Here is a 19,729-nt window from a genome sequence, read left to right on the forward strand (position 1 = left end):
TCATCTAAGGTCAGCGTCTGCGTTTCAGCGACCCACGTTCCAATAATGTCTACATTAAAATAACGGGTAGCTGCCCCAGAGCGATCTAATAGCACACCATGCGCCTGCGTTTTACCCTTAAAATAATCCTCTAATTGCAAGCTAGGATTAGTAGTGGTGACTGAATTAATCGACATGCTGCTGCAACTCCCTAAGCCAAAAGTGCTGATTAAGATTAAAAGTATTCCTAAGCGGCGTAGCCACTGGAGACGGTAGTGCATACAAAATCCTTCCTACTTAAGTAGGTTTGCGGGGGGTAATGAGTTGTTGACGAATATCGGGGCGGCTAGTTTTAGGTGAGAGCCAAATTGCCAGAAATTGCTCGCCAAAGCGGGCATGATTGACCCCTCCTAAGGGTTTGCCATTGTAATAAAAGCGATTGCCCCTTTTAGCATCGACGTACAAAGTCAAGGTATCACCCGCTTGTACGGCATTCGGCCAGAGCTTTTGTAGTTGAGTTAACCACTGTTGGCGCTCTGGAGCAGGGACACCTAAATGTCGCCACTGCTGATCGGTCACATTAAGCAGCATTTCTTTAGCAATATAACGTTGATAACGTATCTCTAAAGCTAAAGGATAGCGATTCGCTTGATAGCGCCCGTCAGGAGTTTTTAGCGTGGCCTCATAAATACGTGCAAAGAAAGCTTTCACCTGTGAAGTGCCCACCGCTTGTAACTCATTTGGACTCGCTAGCAGTGGGTTAGTAAAGAGTAACCAGCTCGCCATTAACAAAAGCGGCATCTTAAACTTAAACATGAGCTAATCTCCTTTTCAAATAGGGTAAAGCTAATAATTGAGTAGGCAGTAATAGCGCCCAGTGTATTGCAATGACTATGACACTAAGCCAAGGTTCTAAACCCCATTGCAATACGCCCAGTTGATGAGCTGCGTAATAACTCAAGCCCCCTGCCACCGCACCTAGTATACTTAAACCCCACCACGGTAAGGGTTGCAACCAAGCTAGACTATGGTTAAAGCTCCACACCAAGCCTATCCATAACAACAACATATACACGGGGAGTGCCAACTGGCTTTGGAATTGAATAATACCTAGGGCAACCATCTCAGCCTCCACTAACCAGCCTAATAAGGCGAGCGGCAGAATAGCTAAATCGGCATAACGGCTAGGGCTGACATACCCATGCAGGATTAATAACCCTAACATTAGCCAAACCGCTTGATCACCTAATAGGACTGCTGACCACCATAAGGCTTGAAAAATGAAGGCATTAAGCCATACAAAACGCGGGATGTTGTTCATTGACATACTCCGGTTTATCAGCCACTAAATGCACGGTACTGATTAAGCGCTCTCTAAAGCCACCCTCACAGTAACGTAGATAAAACTGCCATAAGCGATAAAAGCGTTCATCTAAGCCTAAACTGGCTAATTGATCCTTTTTAGCCTCTAACCGTTCTGACCAATGGCGCAGTGTTAGGGCATAGTCCAAACCAATATCGGTGAGTCCAGTGATTTTTAGATCACTAAAGCGAGTCATACGCTCACTCATCACCGTAATAGAGGGTAGGAAACCACCGGGGAAGACATAGCGCTGAATGAAATCAGCTTGTTTGCGGTAACGATCATAACGTTGATCGGCAATAGTAATCGCTTGAATCAGCAGGCGTCCGCTGGGTTTTAATAATTTATTGCAGACTTGGAAAAATTGCCCTAAGTGCTGATGCCCCACCGCTTCAATCATTTCTACTGACACTAATTTATCGAATTGTCCGCTGAGTTCACGGTAGTCTTGTTTCAAGAGGGTAATTTGGTTTTGTAAACCTCGTTCTTGTATCAGGCGTTCGACATAAGCGTATTGCGCATCAGAGATAGTCGTGGTGGTGACTTTGACCCCATAATGAGTGGCAGCGTGTACGGCCAATCCTCCCCAACCCGTGCCAATTTCCATTAAAGTTTCGCCCGGCTTTAAGTCTAAGCGTTGGCAAATCGCATCCAGTTTATGAATTTGAGCCTCATAGAGTGAGGTCTGAGTAGTGGGGAAAACCGCACTCGAATACATCATCGTGTCATCTAAAAAGAGACGATAAAAATCATTACCAAGGTCATAGTGCGCCACAATATTCTTTTTAGAACCGCTTTTAGAATTGGGGCGTAAGGTATGAGCGATGCGATGACCCCATTGACTGAAGAATGAAAATCCATGATCCAGACCATCTAATACTGCGCGATTACGCACTAAAAGCTGTACCGCTTTGGTCAAGTCAGGCGTATCCCATAAACCTTCCACATAGGTTTCACCCGCTGCTAATGAACCGCCCCCTAACAAAATGCGCCCATAAATCGCCGGATCATGCACGGTCACTTGGGCGTGTAAATGGCTGCCTGCATAGCCAAAGGTATAGGTGGTATCACCCTCAATAATAGTTAAATGTCCTTGCTCTAATTGGCTTAATAGCTTAAATAACAAATGTTTAGCTAGACCAGACCAAGTACTTGATAGCGGTTTTTCAGTGACTAAGGTGGTATTAGAATTCATCAGGACATCTCCTGTGCTTTACGTGAATAGGGAACATAAGGAATGCGCTTCATCCATAGCTTCAGCGCCTGCCAATAAATCGCGCCAACCGTTTTAAGAGTCATAGCCGGAATACGTAGCCACTCGTAGCGCAGTTGTGTTTTAGTAAGAGGACGTTGTTGTAATACTAAAGTGGCATCAAATAGCTTGTCCCCGCCCTCACGCTGATTTTCAATCTGTAAGGTTAGAGTCTTAGCTAAAGCTGAAAAACGCCAATGGTAGTTTATGGCTAGATCCATGAAAGGCGACACATGAAACGCTTTTGCAATCGGTTGTTGCTGAGTTTGGGCATTGATTAGGTAATAGTGACGCTCATTCCAAGGGGTATTACTGACCTCAGCGACTAAGTAGCGCAACTCCTCCTGCTGATCATGGCAGTAATAAAAATTGACTGGACTGAAATACACGCCTAGGCAGCGTACTTGCCCTAGAAATACTACTTTGCCTGCGTAATTGTCACCGCCTAGTTCGCTGACTTTCTCCCAAACGTGCGCACGGGTGAGTTGAGCTTGGCGTTGCATATAATCATCAGGACGAAAACTCATAAGTGCTCTACCACTCACTTTGAACCAAATACCTAAATCAGGTAGGTGGTCGAGTTCATCTAAATCGAGGGCCAGTAGAAAAATAGAATATTTAAAACGATGTAGGCGCGGCTGATAGCGACAATGACCTACTGTGCCACTATAGAGGGCACTATTGAGCGTAGTCATAGAGTAACTCCCAAGCGTTGGCACACATCCAAAGCACTGCGCACCCCATCTTCATGAAAGCCGTTATACCAATATGCACCACAAAAATGAGTATGTTGTTGTCCGCAAATTTGTGTACGTCGTGCTTGCGCGGCTACCATGCTTTGGCTATAAACCGGATGGCTATAGGCGTATTGACCTAAAATCTTAGTGGGATCAATCCGGCTGGTATTATTCAAAGTGACACAAAATTCAGGTGCATGCTTAGGTAGGCATTGCAAGATATTCATGCTATACGTGACAGAGGCAGGCTTATCTTTTGCACCGGATAGATGATAGTTCCAGCTAGCACTCGCTTTTTTAATAGCAGGCAGTAAGCGCTCATCATGATGCAATACCACTTCATTGAGCCGATAAGGAATAGCCCCTAACACTTCCCGCTCTAAAGAGTTTGCGTCACTTAATAGGCTCAGTGCTTGATCACTGTGACAAGCCAGAATGACCTCATCAAAGGTTTCCATTCCCTGCTGGGAGCTGATCTGTACGCCTTGCTCGGTACGCTGAATGCTTTGGACGGGAGTACTAAGACGAATAGTGACGGCTCGATCTTTAAGTAAGTATGGAATATAAGCCTGTGAACCTCCCGTGATGGTGTACCACTGGGGACGATCATTTACATTTAATAAACCGTGATTATTAAAAAACTGAATAAAAAAGCGCAGTGGAAAGGCTTCAATTTCACCTAAGCTCGCCGACCAAATCGCAGCCCCCATAGGCAAAATATAGTTCTCAGCAAAATAACGGCTAAAGCTTTGTTGTTTTAAAAATTCACCTAGCGTGAGGTCGGGAATGCCTTGTGCTGCATACTGCTTACAGCGTTTATTAAAAGCTAAGATTTCACTCAATAAGCTATAAAAGCGTGGATTAAACCAATTACGGGTTTGCGCGAATAAGGTACTAAAGGAGTGCCCGTTATACACTAATCCGGTAGCTTCATTACTTACACTAAAGCTCATTTCAGTAGGCTGATAAGGAACACCTAAGCGATGTAACAACTTCTGAAAATTAGGATAAGTACGATCATTAAATACAATAAATCCAGTATCAATGTTCCACTCTTGCCCTTGCAGTGACACCGTTTTAGTGGCTGTGTGCCCGCCTAAATAGTCATTCGCTTCAAACAGTGTGACCTTATGTTGAGGCGCTAGTAGATGCGCACAGACTAGCCCTGAAATACCTGACCCAATAATCGCTATTTTCATTGACGTACCATCCTTTGAGCCAGCAAGAGTTGTAAGCGATAGGGCAAAATGCTCATAAAACGCAATATTCCAGTAAACAATTTAGGTGTGCCAATCAGAGGTAGGCGTTTTGCCAAACCCGCTTGAATTTCACGCGAGGCTTGTTGTACTGAAATGCGCATAGGCATCTTAAAATCATTTTTATCCGTCAGTGGTGTCTCAACAAATCCGGGAACAATCAGGCTTACGGCAATATCGTGTGGTTTTAAATCAATGGTGAGGCTTTGTGCTAAATACGCTACCGCTGCTTTACTCGCTCCATAAGCTTCGGCACGAGTAAAAGGGAATAAATACGCACTAGAACCGACCAGAGCCAATTGCCCGCCACGTCTGAGGTGGCGGGTAAAGGCTTCTAAACAATAGCCAACACCGAGCACATTAGTCTTGATAATATGTTCAAAGATTTGGCTATCAAATTCGCGGGCATTATCAATGTATTGATTAGTGCCCGCATTGAGAATAACGAGATCGAGTACTTGAGAGCGTTGAGAGAGAGTGGTGCTTGCGGCGAGTACTTCGTCTCGTTGAGTAATATCAAAGGTAAGGGTTCGTAATTGATCCGCGCCTGCTTGTTGTTGCAGGGTTATTAATTTTTCTGCATTACGCCCACAAGCAATGACTTGCCAACCTTGGGCGGCATAATCCAGTGCTAATTGCTGCCCAATACCGGAGGTTGTTCCGGTGATTAAAACCGTTTTCATGCAACAGCCCTCCTTTTAAGTAGTTGAATCACTGAGCCTAATACGGGGATATGCTCGTAAAGCATTTGCCCTAAATCGGTATAATCACGGTGAAAGGTGATCTTTTCCTCAAAACGCAAGTGACTAGCCCCCTCTACGGTTATTTCCTTCCCTCCCTGCAAACGTGGATGAATAAAAGTCATATTCCACGTAATAAAGGCTTGCTGTTCTTGATGGCAAACGTCTTTAATCACGAAATGGCAAGAGCGAAGATGGGTGTAGAGTTGCGCAAAGTAGTTTTGTAGTGCCTCTAAACCTTGGATTTGGTGTAAAGGGTCTTGAAAGTGAATATCAGGCGCATAAATATCAGCTAAACGTTCCCATTGCCCTTTTTGCAGCGTTTCATACACATGGATGAATTGTTGTAATACGGGCGGGAGCATAGATTTTGTTCCTAAACGTTTAGATTAAATAGAGCACAATCCGTTGGTTAAAAAGAGTGCCAAAGCGCAGGGGTTCTTTGGCACAACCCCTTGAAACACACTGGTTTGCACTGGAAGTTTTGAGTATCTACGGGTTTAAGATAACCTGCTCAATGTCAAAGCAACGTGAAAGTGTGTGAATATGTTTAAAGCCAATGGTATTTACCAAAAACTCAGTCGCGTCTTTGTGCTGCAAATGGTGTTTATTAGTTTGATTACCGTTGCGGGGGTCTATATTGCGGCTCTAATTGTGGAAAAAGTCATGATTCGAGCGGCGTTAGAGGGAGAGGCAAGGCATTATTGGTCATTAGTCGCACAAGATCCCCACCATCCAACCCCTAATACCGATAATTTATTAGGCTATGTGGCTCAACAAGGTGATTACAGCCATTTACCCCAAGAGCTGCAAAATGTTACACCCGGTTTTAGACGTATTTGGCTAGAAGGACACGACCCTATTCTTTATGTGGAAGACCAAGGTTCACAGCGACTATTTTTAGTGTTCGATGAGCAAAGTGTGGGGAAATTATCGTTTTATTTTGGGGTAGTACCCTTAAGCTTAGCGCTTGTTGTGATTTATTTATCGGCTTGGATAGCCTATCGCTTATCGCGGCGTACTTTATCGCCTTTAGTGTCGTTAGCACAAACGATGCGCCAATTCGATGTAGGATCACAAGCCTTAGATACCCTACAACTACAAGCCTATACCGATACTAATGTGAATGATGAGGTGAGAGTACTAGCCGATTCATTGCAAGAATTTACGGAGCGCCTTAAGCGTCAATTACAGCGCGAGCGTGAATTTACTCATGATGTTAGTCATGAACTACGTACCCCTTTAGCCGTCATTCGCGGAGCACTGGAGTTACTTCAAAAGCAACCTTTAAGCCCCTTACAACAACGTGCAGTCGATCGCATGGAAACAACCTCACGCGATATGGTTTCGCTGATTGAAACCTTATTGCTCTTAGCACGAGAAAATAAACATATTAAAGGCAGCACTCCCATTAATGTCAATGAGTTGGTAAAACTCCTAATGGAGCAAATCAATCAAACCCACAATAGTGATCAACATGTGCAACTCACTTTAGAGCAACCCGTTATATTACAAGTAGATGCGCCTAGTCAGGCAATTGGTATTGTACTAGGCAATTTAATCCGTAATGCTTGTAATTATACTCAAGCAGGTAAAGTATTGATTCAAATCAATAAAAACTCGGTGGTGGTGAGTGACACCGGATTAGGAATGAGTAGTACTGAACTAACGCAAGCACAACAGCCTTTTGAGCGGCTCAATGCTAATACTCAAGGCTATGGTTTAGGATTAGATATAGTTAAGCGCCTGTGTGAGCGTTATGGTTGGCAATTAAGCCTCAATAGCCAAGTAGGATTAGGTACGCAAGTAAGTATTGTTTTTTCTTAAATCGTAACAATAAGCCCTGAGCGTCGTAGTATGTTTCTGGAGCAGTCTTGGCGGCAAGGATGTAAGTACGTGAACCAAAGTAATCGTGTATTTTTGGAGCAGTCTTGGCGGCAGGGATGCCGCCTTGAAGCGTACAGGGATGTATTTACAGCGCCTGCGGAGGAAATACACGATTACTTTTAGCTAGATACTGTCTGCGTAAGAAACATACTACGACGCTCAGGGCGCTAGCTTTAAGCCTACTCCTTTCACGGTTTGAATCAGCTCACGCTCAAAAGGATGATCTAATACTTTGCGTAGATTATAAAGATGACTACGCAGGGCATCGGTATCGGGTATGTCACTACCCCATACTTCGCGTTGCAATAGTTCGCGGGTGACGACTTGAGGATGCTCCCGCATTAACAAGCGCAGGATTTTAAATCCGGTAGGCGAGACAATAATCTCTTGCCCATTACGCCATACTTGTTGGGTTCCGGTATCAAGTTCTAATCCCCCTAGCACCAAGCGCTTTTGCGTCACTTCACCGCGATGACGTTTAACTAAAGCCTGAATACGGGCTACTAACTCACGGTATTCAAAGGGTTTAATTAAATAATCATCCGCGCCGCGCTCAAATCCGGTTAATTTATCTTGCAGCTCATCGCGGGCAGTCAGCATTAGAATCGGAGTATCAACATTGTACTCGCTGCGTAAACGTTGGCAGAGCGTAAAACCATCAATAATAGGTAAATTAATATCCAGCAAAATAGCATCATGGGCATGCGTGACCGCTAATTCTAAACCTTGCAAACCATTAGCGGCATAATCAACTTCAATTTGCTCACTAGCTAAATAATCAATAATGTTTTCAGCCAGTAAACGATGATCCTCAATGAGCAATACCAGCATCGTTTGGGTTCCTAGGGTATATTTAGTCTCAGTATGGCAGCAGAATACTACATTATAGGTGGCTCGAAACAGGGAAGCGTTAGGGGTAAAAGGCTGCTACTATCTAGCGCTATCTGAATTCATTATAGAACTATGCAACTAGAAACCTTTATTAAAATATTAGCGGATAACACGCGCCTACGTATTGTGCTGTTATTAATGAGCCGGAGTGAGCTGTGTGTATGTGAACTCACTGAAACCTTACAACTAGCACAACCTAAAATTTCGCGTCATTTAGCGCTGATGCGTGAAAGTGGATTGGTATTAGATCGCAAGGCTGGATTATGGGTTTATTACCGTTTACATCCACAACTTCCTGAATGGGCTAAACAAGCGCTGATTCCTATGCAGTATATCAGTCATCAAGAGGCATTATTCCAAGAGGATCAAATACGCTTAGCTCAATGTAACCCTATGGGACGCGAGTTCTGTGGCTGATAAATTAGATGAGTACTCATCTAATCTAGGGGCATCTAATTTAAGTGAAACTACGAAACTATAGGAAACTAGACCCTGCATGATCTTTAAATAATTCAGCATAGCGCACATAGCCTTGTACAGTTTGCACCGATTTATGACGCGATACATCCATGATTTTAAACAGATTAGCGCCGTTTTCAGCCGCTGTAGTAATAAAGCCAGAGCGCAGTGAATGAGCACCAAAGAGATCAGGATCTAATCCAGCCTTAGCAGTATAGTGCTTAACTACATTATAGACCGTCTTATCACTAAGACGCTTACCGACACGTCCTACCTTATTAATACTACGAAATACTGCGCCTTCAGTAATAGCGGCATGATAAAGCCAGTCTTGTAACACGGTCGCAACATTTAAACGTCCATTCGGAATAGCAATAGTTTGCCCCTGTTGCTCTTGATCGGTTTTAGACTGGCGAATAGTAATACGTAAACCCTCCGGTACGAATTCTAAATCGCTCCAATCCAAAGCCACTAATTCACTACGGCGTAAAGCTCCGGCAAAGCCTAATAATAACAGTGCTTTATCACGCTTTCCGGTCAGGTTTTTAGTATTACACTGTGCCAGTACTTGATACAGTTTATCCACCATGAGAGCGGCTTTTTTCTCCTGTACAGCCCCTATAGTACGACGAATTCCTTTTAAAGTACTGCTCACTAATTCTGATTGAGTCGGTGATTCAAAATTGGCGCTGGTATGAAAAAACCGAATGGCAGCCACCCGTCGTCGCAAGGTCGCATTGGCACAACCTTGCTGTGCTTGAGCACTTAAGAAATCAGCTACCGTTTCTGGAGTGGCGGGCAAAGAGGCACGTTGCTGTTGCTGACACCACTGCACAAATACTTGCGCATCTTGCACATAAGCTTTGCGGGTACTCGGTGCGCGTGCGTGATGAATAAATTGTTTAGTATCGGTGCTAAGCGTACTTAGTTCACGCGATGCTGTTTTACGGTGTTTGGCTAGCAGAGTTGGCATTATTTTTACATTAGTTCCGATAACGTACCTTCTAGGAAGTAATGTATAGTGCTTTACTGAGTAGCGCAAGTGTTCTGCTCGTGGTATTTTTAAAACTCGTTAAATTAATTAGCTTAACTAGCTGTAAATGAAAACACTGTTATGACAACATTGAATGTTCACTTTAATCCCAACTTTATTACTCAGTCATTAGCCTTATTTGAGTTTATTAAAACTAATATTCAGTGGGATGAACGCATGAGGGCACGCAAAACCGCGAGTTTTGGAGTACCTTATAATTATTCGCAAATCGATTATCCTATTGAGCCTATGCCCGATTATTTAAATTTGATTGCACAAAAGATTGAATCAGAGTTAGGTTTTTTACCGAATAACTGTTTATTGAATTATTACCCTGATGGTCAATCCTCTATGGGGTTTCATTCTGATTCTAGTGTGGAGTTAGAGCTGGGTACGGGGGTGGCTATTTTATCTTTAGGTAGTAATCGACCGATTGTGTACCAGTATAAGGTGGATCGTAGTATTGAGTATATTATTGATTTACCGAGTGGTTCATTATTGTATATGTCAAAAGCTATTCAAGATGATTGGGTACATGCGATTCCTAAGCAAGGAAATGTAGGTGAACGTATTAGTGTAACGTTTCGCAAAATTAAAGCTTAAACTCTGTAGGATCAGTCATTTTGTTTGAAAAAGCCTTTTCCTGTTAGTTTATTTATAAGTTTTCTGACTCTATTTTCCTTTTATTAATTTAACATAATTTAAATTATTAAACATGATTATTTTAGGGTTTATCTGCTTAATATTTAATTGAGGTGATGCATCACACTCCTGACATAATGCTGTCAGGAGTGCTGTATTAAACTAGCTACTCATTCATCACAGGAGTTCCCATAATGGACATTAAAAACCCCGTTGCTTGGTTTGAAATTTATGTGCAAGACATGCCCCGCGCTCAAGCGTTTTATGAGCAAGTGTTTCAATGCCAATTAGAGGATATGAAAAATCCTCATATGGAAGAGTGGACTGATATGGAAATGAAGCTCTTTCCTATGAATGAAAAAAGCTATGGCTGTGGAGGTGGCTTGGTCAAAATGGGCGGGCATACCGCAGGCAATAATGCCGTGCTGGTCTATTTTGCTAGTGAAAACTGCTCTGAATTAGAACGTGTGGAAGCAGCGGGCGGGCGTATTTTTAAACCTAAAATCAGTATCGGCGAAAACGGCTATATTGCCTTGTTTTACGATACCGAAAACAATATGATCGGCTTACACTCGATGCAATAACTCCTTCATTTTAAAAGAACTACTATTATGCGCCGTGCTGATCGTTTGTTTCAAATGGTTCAAATTTTACGTAATAAACGCTTAGTCACGGCGCGTGAATTAGCCGAGCGCTTAGAAATTTCGGAGCGCACAGTTTACCGTGATATTCAAGATTTAAGCCTCTCCGGTGTACCCGTTGAAGGTGAGGCGGGGGTGGGTTATCACTTACGCTATAGCCTTGATACTCCACCACTAATGTTTACCGCCGCTGAAGTCGAGGCGCTGGTATTAGGGGTGAGAATGCTCAAAGCATGGGGAGGCATGGAATTAGGTAGTAGCGCTCAATCAGTATTAGATAAAATTCATGCGGTTATGCCCCGTGAATTACATCAACAATTGGAACAAACTAAATTATTCGCACCGCATTTTAAAAGACGCCCTGAATTAACGCAGATTTTTGATCAATGCCGCCAAGCGATTGCTCACCATTATTATGTAGAAATTGATTATACTCGTGCGGATGGGATACAAAGTACCCGACGCATTAAACCGATTGGGTTATTTTTCTGGGGATATGCTTGGACATTAACCGCATGGTGTGAATTACGTAATGAATTTCGTAACTTTCGCTTAGATCGCATCCAGCAATTCCAACTCACTGATCAAGTCTTTGAAGAGCAAAATGGACAAAGCCTTAATGACTTTCTCGCTTTAGTACGTAACTGCCAGCCTCACTGATAGCTATACCAAATAAATTGTTAATAATAAACCAATTTAAAACGCTCTAGAACTAATAAGCTATTTTCATTAAAACTCATATCCAGTAATTGACACTCGCGCTCAAAAAAATCCCTATGAGCTTTCCGCCAATAATTAAGCGACCGATCTCCCTCACCTTCTAAGTAAGCAAACCTCTCATCCACTTGATTAAATGCTTTTTCACTAACCTCGATAACTTGAATAATACAAATAGGATTAGCGCTCCAATCAGTCACTATATGCAAATTCCCGATCTTAGGTATAGGTTCATTAGCTTTCTCATAACCATCTTTCAAGCTGCAAGTAGCTGTTTTTATACCTGCTAATACTAACTGAGCACATTGATTAGCACTTTGCTCGTCTGAACAAAAATAACCAAAACTTATATTTTTAGGATGATTATCATCTATAAAACCTTGAGTTGCTAAATATCGATCCAAATAATTTTTTAATAATGGACTCATCCTAATCACCCAAAGATATTAAATAACATCTTGCAGTAGTGCTTGCTTTACAATAGTGGCAGTTAATTTAAGTGGCTCAAAATTATATATTTCTAATTCGTCACGAGTTAATAATTTATAATCGGTTAGCTCCTCATTTAAAGTGATAGTACCATGAGCTTTGACTAGATAGGCTATTAATAATTGATTACGCTTAGCATGAATGAAATGACCAATAAACTTAGCCTCCTCTGCTATTAAACCTAATTCCTCTTGAGTTTCGCGCATAATGGCAATATCTGGCTCCTCCCCTGCTTCTAAAAATCCAGTGATCATCGAATAAATATACTCAGGCCATGCCGCATTACGTGCCAAAATATATTCATCACCTAATTTAACTATTCCGGCTACTACGGGCGTGGGATTATTCCAATGGATAAAGCGGCATCCTTTAGCGGTGCATACAGTACGCTCCGCACCACCAATCATACGCTGGGTTAAAGAGCTGGTGCATTCTGGACAAAAGTGCATAAGAGCCTCAATTAAATAGGGTAATAACTTAAGCTTAGATTATACCCTACTCTCTTGTGATACCAATGAAGTCTTTATGAAGGCAGGTTTAAATTAAAATGCTCGCGCAATACCGTTTTAATATCAGCAGGTTGAATAGTTTGTACTTGAGTGGTTTTGCCTATCACCTGCTTAAGCTGATCACCTAATAAAATCGTGCGACCTTGAGGATTAAATTTTACGATTAAATATTTTTGAGTAAATATGGCATCTTTATGAGTGGAGTTCATCCAATTCGCAGGAGCAAAATCAATAAACTCTACTGGACAACGATTAAAACCATATTGATTAATCCAATTACCCTCGACTAAAGCTTGTAAGATATATTCATCACCCTGTTTGATTAATTGGAAAGTATCAGAACCTTGCTGAATCGGTTGATTACAATCCGCTAAATTCAAAGGTTCACGAATGCAATAGCTACCAAAACCTAGATCACATAAATACTCTTGTCCCTCCACTGTGGCAATCACCGCCATATGGGTTTTAGGGCGTTTAACTGGATAAAACATAGGACGAGCCGCGACTAATTGATAAGGAATATCTAAGGCTTGCAAAACCATCGTGAACAAACCATTCACCTCGTAACAGTAGCCACCATGTTTATTATGAATCAACTTATGCACTATATCTTCTGGAACTAATGAAATCACTTTACCTGCTAATACATCTAAGTTTTCAAATGGAATATGGAATAATTGCTGCTGCATTAAAGTTTTTAAATGCGCTGCACTAGCATTAATAGCTCCCTGATATTGAATACGCACTAGATAGTCTTGTAATGAAAAATTAGTCGCTAACATAAAAAGACTCACTCAATTTAACAATCAGGTCATTGTAAAGGTGAGCAAAAACCGTCTCTAGGATCAGATTATGTTTAAACCTACAGTACAGCTACCGATGCCGCCTCACTGTATTGATATTTGCCGCATAAACTGTACTAAAATCGCATTATTAGTAACCGAGTACCCTATGATGTCTAACTCTGATTTAGCCCCTATTACTCAAGATTTTTATACTTTTGTTAAGCAGTTCAAAACCTTGCTATTAGCCACGACTAATAGTGAGGGCGTACCAGAGGCGAGTTATGCGCCTTATGTGAGTACTCAAGGGGATTATTATATTTTCATCAGCGAGCTAGCCGCCCATACGCGCAACTTAAAGCAAACCAAGCGTTGTAGTGTGTTGTTTATTGAGGATGAGGATAAAACCAATCAGCTTTTTGCCCGTAAACGCGCCACTTTGCAATGTGATGCGGTAGAGATCACGCGCCAAATGCCGAGTTGTGAGCCGATTTTGCAGTTATTTGATGAGCAATTTGGTAAATTTTTTGGCATGTTGCGCCAATTGCCTGATTTTCATCTATATCGTTTAAGCCCTAAAACGGTGTCGTATGTAGCAGGCTTTGGCAAAGCGTATACCCTCACAGGGAATGATTTAAGCCAAGTGACGCTACGACGTAATTAAGTGCCTGCCTCTCCATTTTTCCTCCAGAATTGCGGTATAGCCTTGTGTGATCGTCTCCCTCATACAAGGAATACTAATCATGCAACCTGTCACCGTACTATTCAGTTTAACGGCATTAGTCGGCAGTGTGGTTTATGCTGCGACTCAGCCACCGCGCCAACCACCCGCCGAAGCCTTAGCTGCTTGTGCCAGTAAAGCAGTAGGTACTCAATGCAGCGTACAACTCCCTGATCGCACCCTACAAGGTTCGTGTCAACAAGTACCGAGTGGTCAAACCGCGTGTGTGCCACAAGGTATGCCCCCTATGAATGGTGGCAATGGCACTATGCAGCCTCCTGCGAATAATGGCGCTGGTATGGGAGGAGATATGGGAGGTGGTATGGGTGGCGGTTTGCACTCGCACACGATTAATCAAAGCAGTGGCAAGGTAACTCTCATACCCGCCACCCAAGACCCGATTACTAACTCCACGATTACGGTCACAACTTCAGGAAATCAGCGGGTGATCGTGGCTAATGGTATTTCCAAGCATCGCACGGGCAAATTCCCCAATGCGGGTAATCCCAATTCAATTAGTGTGCAAAGCTATACCTTTAAAATACCTCTTAACCCCAAACTCACCGGACAAATTAAAAATATAGGTCTGAATAACTTTGGGATTGCGGTGAATGGTGTGACCTTTGATCCCACTGCCGCAGAAACTTATAAGGGTGATCGGACATGGACGTATGAAGCGATGTCAGGTGCGATTCCATTAGGGGTGGATGCGAATCATGCCCATGTGCAACCAACAGGTGCTTATCATTATCACGCCAAGCCTACCTTATTGCTGCAAAGCTTGGGGGTGAGCGCGAGTAAGCATTCGCCATTGGTGGGTTGGGCGGCGGATGGTTTTCCGATTTATGCCTTGTATGGGTATCAGGCTAATTCTAAACAGGTGATTCCGGTGAGTTCTAGTTATCGTTTGAAGCAGGGTCAGCGTCCTAAGGGGGGGACGAATCCGGGGGGGACGTATGATGGTACGTTTTTAAATGATTATGAGTATGTGCAGGGGGCGGGGAATTTGGATGAGTGTAATGGGCGGATGACGAGTACGCCGGAGTTTCCGCAGGGGACTTATGCGTATTTTATTACGAATGAGTATCCGATGATTCCGCGTTGTTTTAAGGGGTCGCCTTCGAGTGATTTTATGCATCGTTTGCCGGGGATGCGCCCTAATGGGGGTTGATGGTTGGGGTGGGGCGGCAGAGTTGCCGCCTTGCGCGGGTGAGTATGGGTTATAAGCCTAGGGTTTCTAGTTGTTCTAGTAATAGGAGGAGTTCGACAGCATCGTCGTAATCTAAAGCCTCATCTTCCGCTAAAGATTTATCACGGCTACCTGAAATAATTTCTCTAAGTTTAGGAATAAATATTTTGAGGTAGCGCTGCTGAGTTTGTGCCTCTCTTTCGTGTAGTTCCTGCAAAATCACATCCGTTTGCTTTGCTTGTATCGCTTGTAAAGTTGCTTGGGCTAATTGAGCAGAAAGAATATTAGTCTGCCCACCCTCACGCCGATAGGCTAAATAGGATTGTATGGCTTGTTGCCGTGCAGCTTGGGCAGCTTGCGTGTTACCACAGGCAGTTTCTAAATTGTATAAACAAGCCCATGTTTTCCAAGGCTCAGCTACATGACCAAATGCTTTGTCACACTCAATCGCTCGTTGTAACTCAATACGCGCTTCCTCATACCGCTCTAAGCGAATTAAAGTATTCGCTAAATTATTGCGTGCTAAACCTTCAGAACGTAAATCTCGCAAAGCAACATATAACTCTACTGCTTGCTGATACCAAGTAAGCGCTTGCTCTAAACGCTCCCAATCATCATATAAATTACCCAACTCACTTAAAGTCCTTGCCTCACCTGCTCGATTACCTTGCTGACTATTAATCGCTAACGATTGCTTATAGGCGTGCTCTGCTGGGGCATAGTGTTGTTGCCGTCGATACACCATAGCGATTTGATGCCATGCAACAGCTACTGAACTAGGTTCATTGAGTTGGTTAAACAAATCTAAGGCTTCGTGATAACCTGCTAAAGCCTCCTCATAACGCTGTTGCTGCATACGCACGGTAGCTAGTTGTATTTTTCCAACAGCAACACCACGTAAATCCTTTAACTCCTCATCTAACATTATGCTTTTTTCATAAGCCTCAGTCGCCTGATCCCATTGCCCTAGCCCAAGCAAACAATCGCCTTGCTCAGTTAAGCACTTAGAAGCCATACCTGCGCCACTTTCGCCTAAAGCCTCAAAACCCTGTTGAGCCGCTTGTAAATAGGGCAAAGCTTGTGCAGATTCACCACCCATTTCTAATATCCGCCCTAATAAAAATTGTGCTATTGCCCCATCATAATCTGCATCTGTATAAGCATGCATACCTGCTTGCTGACATTGCGCTAATAGTTGCTGAGCTTGGTGTGAAGCCTGCTGCAAATCACCTTGCTGGAATAAACGCTCAATACTCATACGCTCATGCTCAAAACGCGCATGGCTCCAATCCGTCATAGTCTGCGCAATACTGTGCCGCCATTGCACCACCGTTTGCAACGCTTGAGGCTGGTTTAGGGATGCAAGTAATTGTTCAACCCTACCCAACTTATCTAATACTAAATCGCCACTCACTGGCTCTTGTTGCCATGCTTGCACCTGTTGTTGTAAATAACGCATTAAATTAGGCAACTCTAATAAACCTAGCTGTTGCGCTAACTGAGTATCTTGAAAACGTTGTTGATAAAGGTAATCAACCAACTCCCCCATCACCTCTACCCAACGCTGTTGATAGCTTTGCCACTGCTCCTCACTCAAAGACAATTTTAAATAAGGTGCTAAAGCAGGGTCGAAACGTACATAGCTATAGGCTTGTTCTTCAGCTAAACCTACCTCAATCAGTTCGGCTAATAGTTGTTTAGCTGGCTCAACCTCACCAGCACACGCTACTTCAGAAACCGTATAAAGAATTCCCCCACCCTCAAACACTGCCAACCCTTGCACCCGCTCCCGCATCTCCGGCGACAAGCGCTGCAACGACAACTCCACACTCGCAAACAACGACAACTCACGCTGATCAGGGAAACGCTGATGCAAATCGTGCATAATCTGTTGAGTATGCTCAGTGGTCGCACTCAAGCCCGACCGTGCCAACTCCCGCGCCAACAACACCAACGCCCGCGCATGACACCCCACCGCCTCCACCAACGCCCTCACCTGCTCCGGCTCATGCCCACGCTCATCATGGCGCAGTTGCAACCCCTCGGTATTCATCACCTGCAACACCAAAGCCTTAGCATCCCGCACACTCAAAGCCCCCAACGTAATAGGACGCACCACAAAAGGCTCAGGCAAAGCCTCGCGTGAGGTAAACAGCATCTTCGCCCCCTTCCCCCATTTCGGGGGAAGGGCTGGGGATGGGGGCAAAGGCAGTAACAAACCCCACAAAAGTTCTAAAACCTCCGCCAAATTTGCCTCATCCGCCAACAAGCTCTCTACATTATCCACCACAATCAACACGCGCTGATTTTCCAGCTCACGTTGAATCGGCTGTAGCGCCTGTTTTAAATCTTTGTACTCAGCAACCGCGTAATAATCCCCTACCAACTGCTTACCCAAAACATCCACCACCGCCCGCACATGGCGATTGTAGCCATCCTCCACACTAATAAACGCCGCCCGATCCACACGCCCACTACGCACCAACCACCGCGCCAATTCCACCGCCAGCGTCGTCTTACCTATTCCCCCTTGACCCCGTAACACGGCATAAGGTTGTTGTTCCAATAAGCGCTCCACCTGCAACAACTCACGACTGCGCCCAATAAAGGTATGAGAAGGCGTCTCAGGCAAAAAGCCAAACTGCAAAGCGCGTCTATGGGTATTCACCCGCTGCGCCATTTCTGAAGGCAAGGTCTGGAATAAAGCAGGGTCGTAGTGTTCTTGGTATAAAATAGGTACAAACCAATCTTTTAAATGCACATCACCCACGCTTTGCTGCGAAAAGCGGAAGGTGTTACGCATTAAACTACTTTGCCCCTGCAACATCGCCGACGCCACGCGCTCACCCTGCGCTAAGGATTGATAAAACGGCTCGACAAATTGCTGCGCTGTCACCACCAGCACACTATGCGTCATTGCCACAACGGAGCTAATCCCCTGCTGCAATAAACTCGCCGCCACCGAATCGGTAGGATTTTTATCACTTTGCGCACTCTGGCACGCTTCCAGCACCACTAGAGGAATCCGATAATCACGCAATAATGCCGCTAGTTTATCCGCATGGACTAAATCCATACGGCGCTGTTCCAGTTGCTTAGCATCCTCAGCTTTTTCAAAGCACAACGCCCCCAGCCCATAGTGCGCGTCATATACCCCATGACCATCAAAATGCAGCACATGATAGGGTTCATTCGCCCGACTAGCCCGCTGCAATTCTTGCTCTAAAGCCTCCACTGTAGCAGGTGATAACAAGGTCAACTGCACCAAGCTCCCCAGATTTTCAACCGCATTCACCAAAGGCAAAGCACTAGCGCGATGGTCAAGATAGCTCACGCCTTTTTGTTCGGGGCGACTGGTGACTAATAAAATCCGAATCGGGAGACTCAGTTGCAAGGCTTCATGCTGTTTGTAATTCGGTAAGCGCCGCCGGACTCGAATCGGATATTTACCCTCGGCTAAATACCCCTCATCGTCATGCAATAACTCCCAAGGCACGGCTTGTAAGCGACTGGCTGCAATACGCGCTTGCTCTTGAGCCGCTAAGCTTTCGCCCTCCATTACCTCCGCACTGATTTGCACCGAAAAACGCCGATCTGCATGTTTATGCTGATTCCACGATTGCAGGACTTCGTGGCAATACTCTTTACCTAATGTGGCTTGATAGAGTGCTTTACCCCATTGCGGTAATAACTCCTCAAGCTTCTCCGCACGGGTGCGAAACACCCCCACAGCCCACTCGTGATAGTGCTCTAAATACCAGCTCAATTCCTCTAAGCCTTGCAACCCTTTAGCTGGAATCGGCAAGGTAAATTTAAACGTTGTGGTTTCAATCGGACGTTCAACAGGATTACCCGCATCAAAGATTAATTTAGCTCTAGCACTGACTTGCTCGGTATGATTGTCCAGTGCTTGAATCGTAGGCTCGCTTAGCTCTAAACGTAATTCGACTAAGGGCTTAAACTGAATAGCTTGCGCCACATTCATCTCATCCGGTAAACGCTCACCCAACGCCGCCAAAATACGTGGCATAGCTTCTTCGAGCTTACCCACACCTAGCTCAATCCTCTCACCCGCAGGTTCTTCACTAAAATAACGCTTTAAAGCTTTGGGTGTGATATTGGGGAGCATCAAGGGAATAATACGAAAATCAGCGCGTTCCTTAGCGACTTGCTCAGCTAATTTGATTTCAGCAAACACCCAATCAGAATTAATAGTTTCAGGACTAATCACTACTAACACATGCCGCGCTACACGAATGGCGGCTTCAATCTCAGGGCGTAACTGATCGCCCCCGCGTAAATTACGCGAATCTACCCAAACTTTTAAATGATTTGCTTCTAATTGCTCGCGTAACTGTTTGACGAAAGCATCATCGGCAGACGCATGAGAGATAAAAATGTGTGAGTGAGGCGTCGACATGCAATACTCCTGAGCTGGGGAT

21 protein-coding genes are annotated in these 19,729 nt (G+C 44.1%); 7 read left to right on the forward strand and 14 right to left on the reverse strand.

Translation table 11 applies throughout. The features are described from left to right. The 8 genes from IPL34_RS19125 to IPL34_RS19160 all read right to left on the reverse strand — a co-directional run. Positions 1 to 260, reverse strand: a 260-nt coding sequence (locus IPL34_RS19125) for a DUF3833 family protein (protein ID WP_296843131.1), incomplete at its 3' end; no start/stop codon positions are given. Between the two features lie 16 nt (positions 261 to 276). Continuing rightward, positions 277 to 795 carry a chalcone isomerase family protein gene (locus tag IPL34_RS19130; protein ID WP_296843132.1) on the reverse strand — a complete coding sequence of 173 codons (519 nt, stop codon included), beginning with the start codon at positions 793 to 795 and terminating at the stop codon, positions 277 to 279. After that, positions 788 to 1,300 carry a DUF2878 domain-containing protein gene (locus IPL34_RS19135; protein WP_296843133.1) on the reverse strand — a complete coding sequence of 171 codons (513 nt, stop codon included), beginning with the start codon at positions 1,298 to 1,300 and terminating at the stop codon, positions 788 to 790. Before IPL34_RS19135 ends, IPL34_RS19130 begins: the two co-directional genes overlap by 8 nt. Then, complete coding sequence (locus IPL34_RS19140) at positions 1,269 to 2,537, reverse strand: cyclopropane-fatty-acyl-phospholipid synthase family protein (RefSeq protein WP_296843134.1); 1,269 nt, start codon at positions 2,535 to 2,537, stop codon at positions 1,269 to 1,271. Before IPL34_RS19140 ends, IPL34_RS19135 begins: the two co-directional genes overlap by 32 nt. Then, positions 2,537 to 3,289, reverse strand: a complete 753-nt coding sequence (locus IPL34_RS19145) for a DUF1365 domain-containing protein (RefSeq protein WP_296843135.1) — start codon at positions 3,287 to 3,289, stop codon at positions 2,537 to 2,539. Before IPL34_RS19145 ends, IPL34_RS19140 begins: the two co-directional genes overlap by 1 nt. After that, complete coding sequence (locus IPL34_RS19150; protein WP_296843136.1) at positions 3,286 to 4,530, reverse strand: FAD-dependent oxidoreductase; 1,245 nt, start codon at positions 4,528 to 4,530, stop codon at positions 3,286 to 3,288. The genes IPL34_RS19145 and IPL34_RS19150 overlap by 4 nt, the downstream gene beginning before the upstream one ends. Then, positions 4,527 to 5,270, reverse strand: a complete 744-nt coding sequence (locus tag IPL34_RS19155; RefSeq protein ID WP_296843137.1) for an SDR family NAD(P)-dependent oxidoreductase — start codon at positions 5,268 to 5,270, stop codon at positions 4,527 to 4,529. The genes IPL34_RS19150 and IPL34_RS19155 overlap by 4 nt, the downstream gene beginning before the upstream one ends. After that, positions 5,267 to 5,692 carry a nuclear transport factor 2 family protein gene (locus tag IPL34_RS19160; RefSeq protein ID WP_296843138.1) on the reverse strand — a complete coding sequence of 142 codons (426 nt, stop codon included), beginning with the start codon at positions 5,690 to 5,692 and terminating at the stop codon, positions 5,267 to 5,269. The genes IPL34_RS19155 and IPL34_RS19160 overlap by 4 nt, the downstream gene beginning before the upstream one ends. Before the next feature lie 181 nt (positions 5,693 to 5,873). Here IPL34_RS19160 and IPL34_RS19165 point away from each other — a divergent pair, with 181 nt between their 5' ends. Beyond that, complete coding sequence (locus IPL34_RS19165; RefSeq protein ID WP_296843139.1) at positions 5,874 to 7,154, forward strand: HAMP domain-containing sensor histidine kinase; 1,281 nt, start codon at positions 5,874 to 5,876, stop codon at positions 7,152 to 7,154. A 219-nt stretch (positions 7,155 to 7,373) separates the two neighbouring features. Here the strand turns inward: IPL34_RS19165 and IPL34_RS19170 are convergent, their stop codons facing one another. Next, complete coding sequence (locus IPL34_RS19170) at positions 7,374 to 8,045, reverse strand: response regulator transcription factor (protein WP_296843140.1); 672 nt, start codon at positions 8,043 to 8,045, stop codon at positions 7,374 to 7,376. Positions 8,046 to 8,177: 132 nt separating this feature from the next. Between IPL34_RS19170 and IPL34_RS19175 the strand changes: the two genes are divergently transcribed. Further along, entirely contained in the window at positions 8,178 to 8,522 is a 345-nt protein-coding gene (locus IPL34_RS19175) for a metalloregulator ArsR/SmtB family transcription factor (RefSeq protein WP_296843141.1), read from the forward strand. Positions 8,523 to 8,580: 58 nt separating this feature from the next. Here IPL34_RS19175 and IPL34_RS19180 read toward each other — a convergent pair whose 3' ends face one another. Continuing rightward, the gene (locus IPL34_RS19180; protein WP_296843142.1) at positions 8,581 to 9,537 is read right to left on the reverse strand and encodes a site-specific integrase; all 957 of its coding nucleotides are present in this window, start codon (positions 9,535 to 9,537) and stop codon (positions 8,581 to 8,583) included. A gap of 141 nt (positions 9,538 to 9,678) precedes the next feature. Between IPL34_RS19180 and IPL34_RS19185 the strand changes: the two genes are divergently transcribed. The 3 genes from IPL34_RS19185 to IPL34_RS19195 all read left to right on the forward strand — a co-directional run bounded on the left by IPL34_RS19185 (position 9,679) and on the right by IPL34_RS19195 (position 11,540). Continuing rightward, positions 9,679 to 10,200 carry an alpha-ketoglutarate-dependent dioxygenase AlkB gene (locus IPL34_RS19185; RefSeq protein WP_296843143.1) on the forward strand — a complete coding sequence of 174 codons (522 nt, stop codon included), beginning with the start codon at positions 9,679 to 9,681 and terminating at the stop codon, positions 10,198 to 10,200. A 233-nt stretch (positions 10,201 to 10,433) separates the two neighbouring features. Then, positions 10,434 to 10,823 carry a VOC family protein gene (locus IPL34_RS19190; protein WP_296843144.1) on the forward strand — a complete coding sequence of 130 codons (390 nt, stop codon included), beginning with the start codon at positions 10,434 to 10,436 and terminating at the stop codon, positions 10,821 to 10,823. Between the two features lie 27 nt (positions 10,824 to 10,850). Then, positions 10,851 to 11,540 carry a YafY family protein gene (locus tag IPL34_RS19195; RefSeq protein WP_296843145.1) on the forward strand — a complete coding sequence of 230 codons (690 nt, stop codon included), beginning with the start codon at positions 10,851 to 10,853 and terminating at the stop codon, positions 11,538 to 11,540. A 20-nt stretch (positions 11,541 to 11,560) separates the two neighbouring features. Here the strand turns inward: IPL34_RS19195 and IPL34_RS19200 are convergent, their stop codons facing one another. The 3 genes from IPL34_RS19200 to IPL34_RS19210 all read right to left on the reverse strand — a co-directional run bounded on the left by IPL34_RS19200 (position 11,561) and on the right by IPL34_RS19210 (position 13,377). Further along, on the reverse strand, positions 11,561 to 12,025 hold the full coding sequence (locus IPL34_RS19200) for an ASCH domain-containing protein (RefSeq protein ID WP_296843146.1): 465 nt from the start codon (positions 12,023 to 12,025) through the stop codon (positions 11,561 to 11,563). Positions 12,026 to 12,043: 18 nt separating this feature from the next. Continuing rightward, positions 12,044 to 12,535 (reverse strand): NUDIX domain-containing protein, encoded by a 492-nt coding sequence (locus IPL34_RS19205; RefSeq protein ID WP_296843147.1) that lies wholly within the window; start codon positions 12,533 to 12,535, stop codon positions 12,044 to 12,046. A gap of 74 nt (positions 12,536 to 12,609) precedes the next feature. Next, the gene (locus IPL34_RS19210) at positions 12,610 to 13,377 is read right to left on the reverse strand and encodes an arylamine N-acetyltransferase (RefSeq protein WP_296843148.1); all 768 of its coding nucleotides are present in this window, start codon (positions 13,375 to 13,377) and stop codon (positions 12,610 to 12,612) included. Between the two features lie 70 nt (positions 13,378 to 13,447). Between IPL34_RS19210 and IPL34_RS19215 the strand changes: the two genes are divergently transcribed. Next, positions 13,448 to 14,041 carry a HugZ family protein gene (locus tag IPL34_RS19215; protein WP_296843149.1) on the forward strand — a complete coding sequence of 198 codons (594 nt, stop codon included), beginning with the start codon at positions 13,448 to 13,450 and terminating at the stop codon, positions 14,039 to 14,041. A gap of 79 nt (positions 14,042 to 14,120) precedes the next feature. Further along, on the forward strand, positions 14,121 to 15,269 hold the full coding sequence (locus IPL34_RS19220) for a YHYH protein (protein WP_296843150.1): 1,149 nt from the start codon (positions 14,121 to 14,123) through the stop codon (positions 15,267 to 15,269). Between the two features lie 49 nt (positions 15,270 to 15,318). Here the strand turns inward: IPL34_RS19220 and IPL34_RS19225 are convergent, their stop codons facing one another. Next, positions 15,319 to 19,707 (reverse strand): tetratricopeptide repeat protein, encoded by a 4,389-nt coding sequence (locus IPL34_RS19225; protein ID WP_296843151.1) that lies wholly within the window; start codon positions 19,705 to 19,707, stop codon positions 15,319 to 15,321. Positions 19,708 to 19,729: the final 22 nt, after the last annotated feature.

This window comes from Thiofilum sp. (genome assembly GCF_016711335.1).
Taxonomy (GTDB): Bacteria; Pseudomonadota; Gammaproteobacteria; order Thiotrichales; family Thiotrichaceae; genus Thiofilum.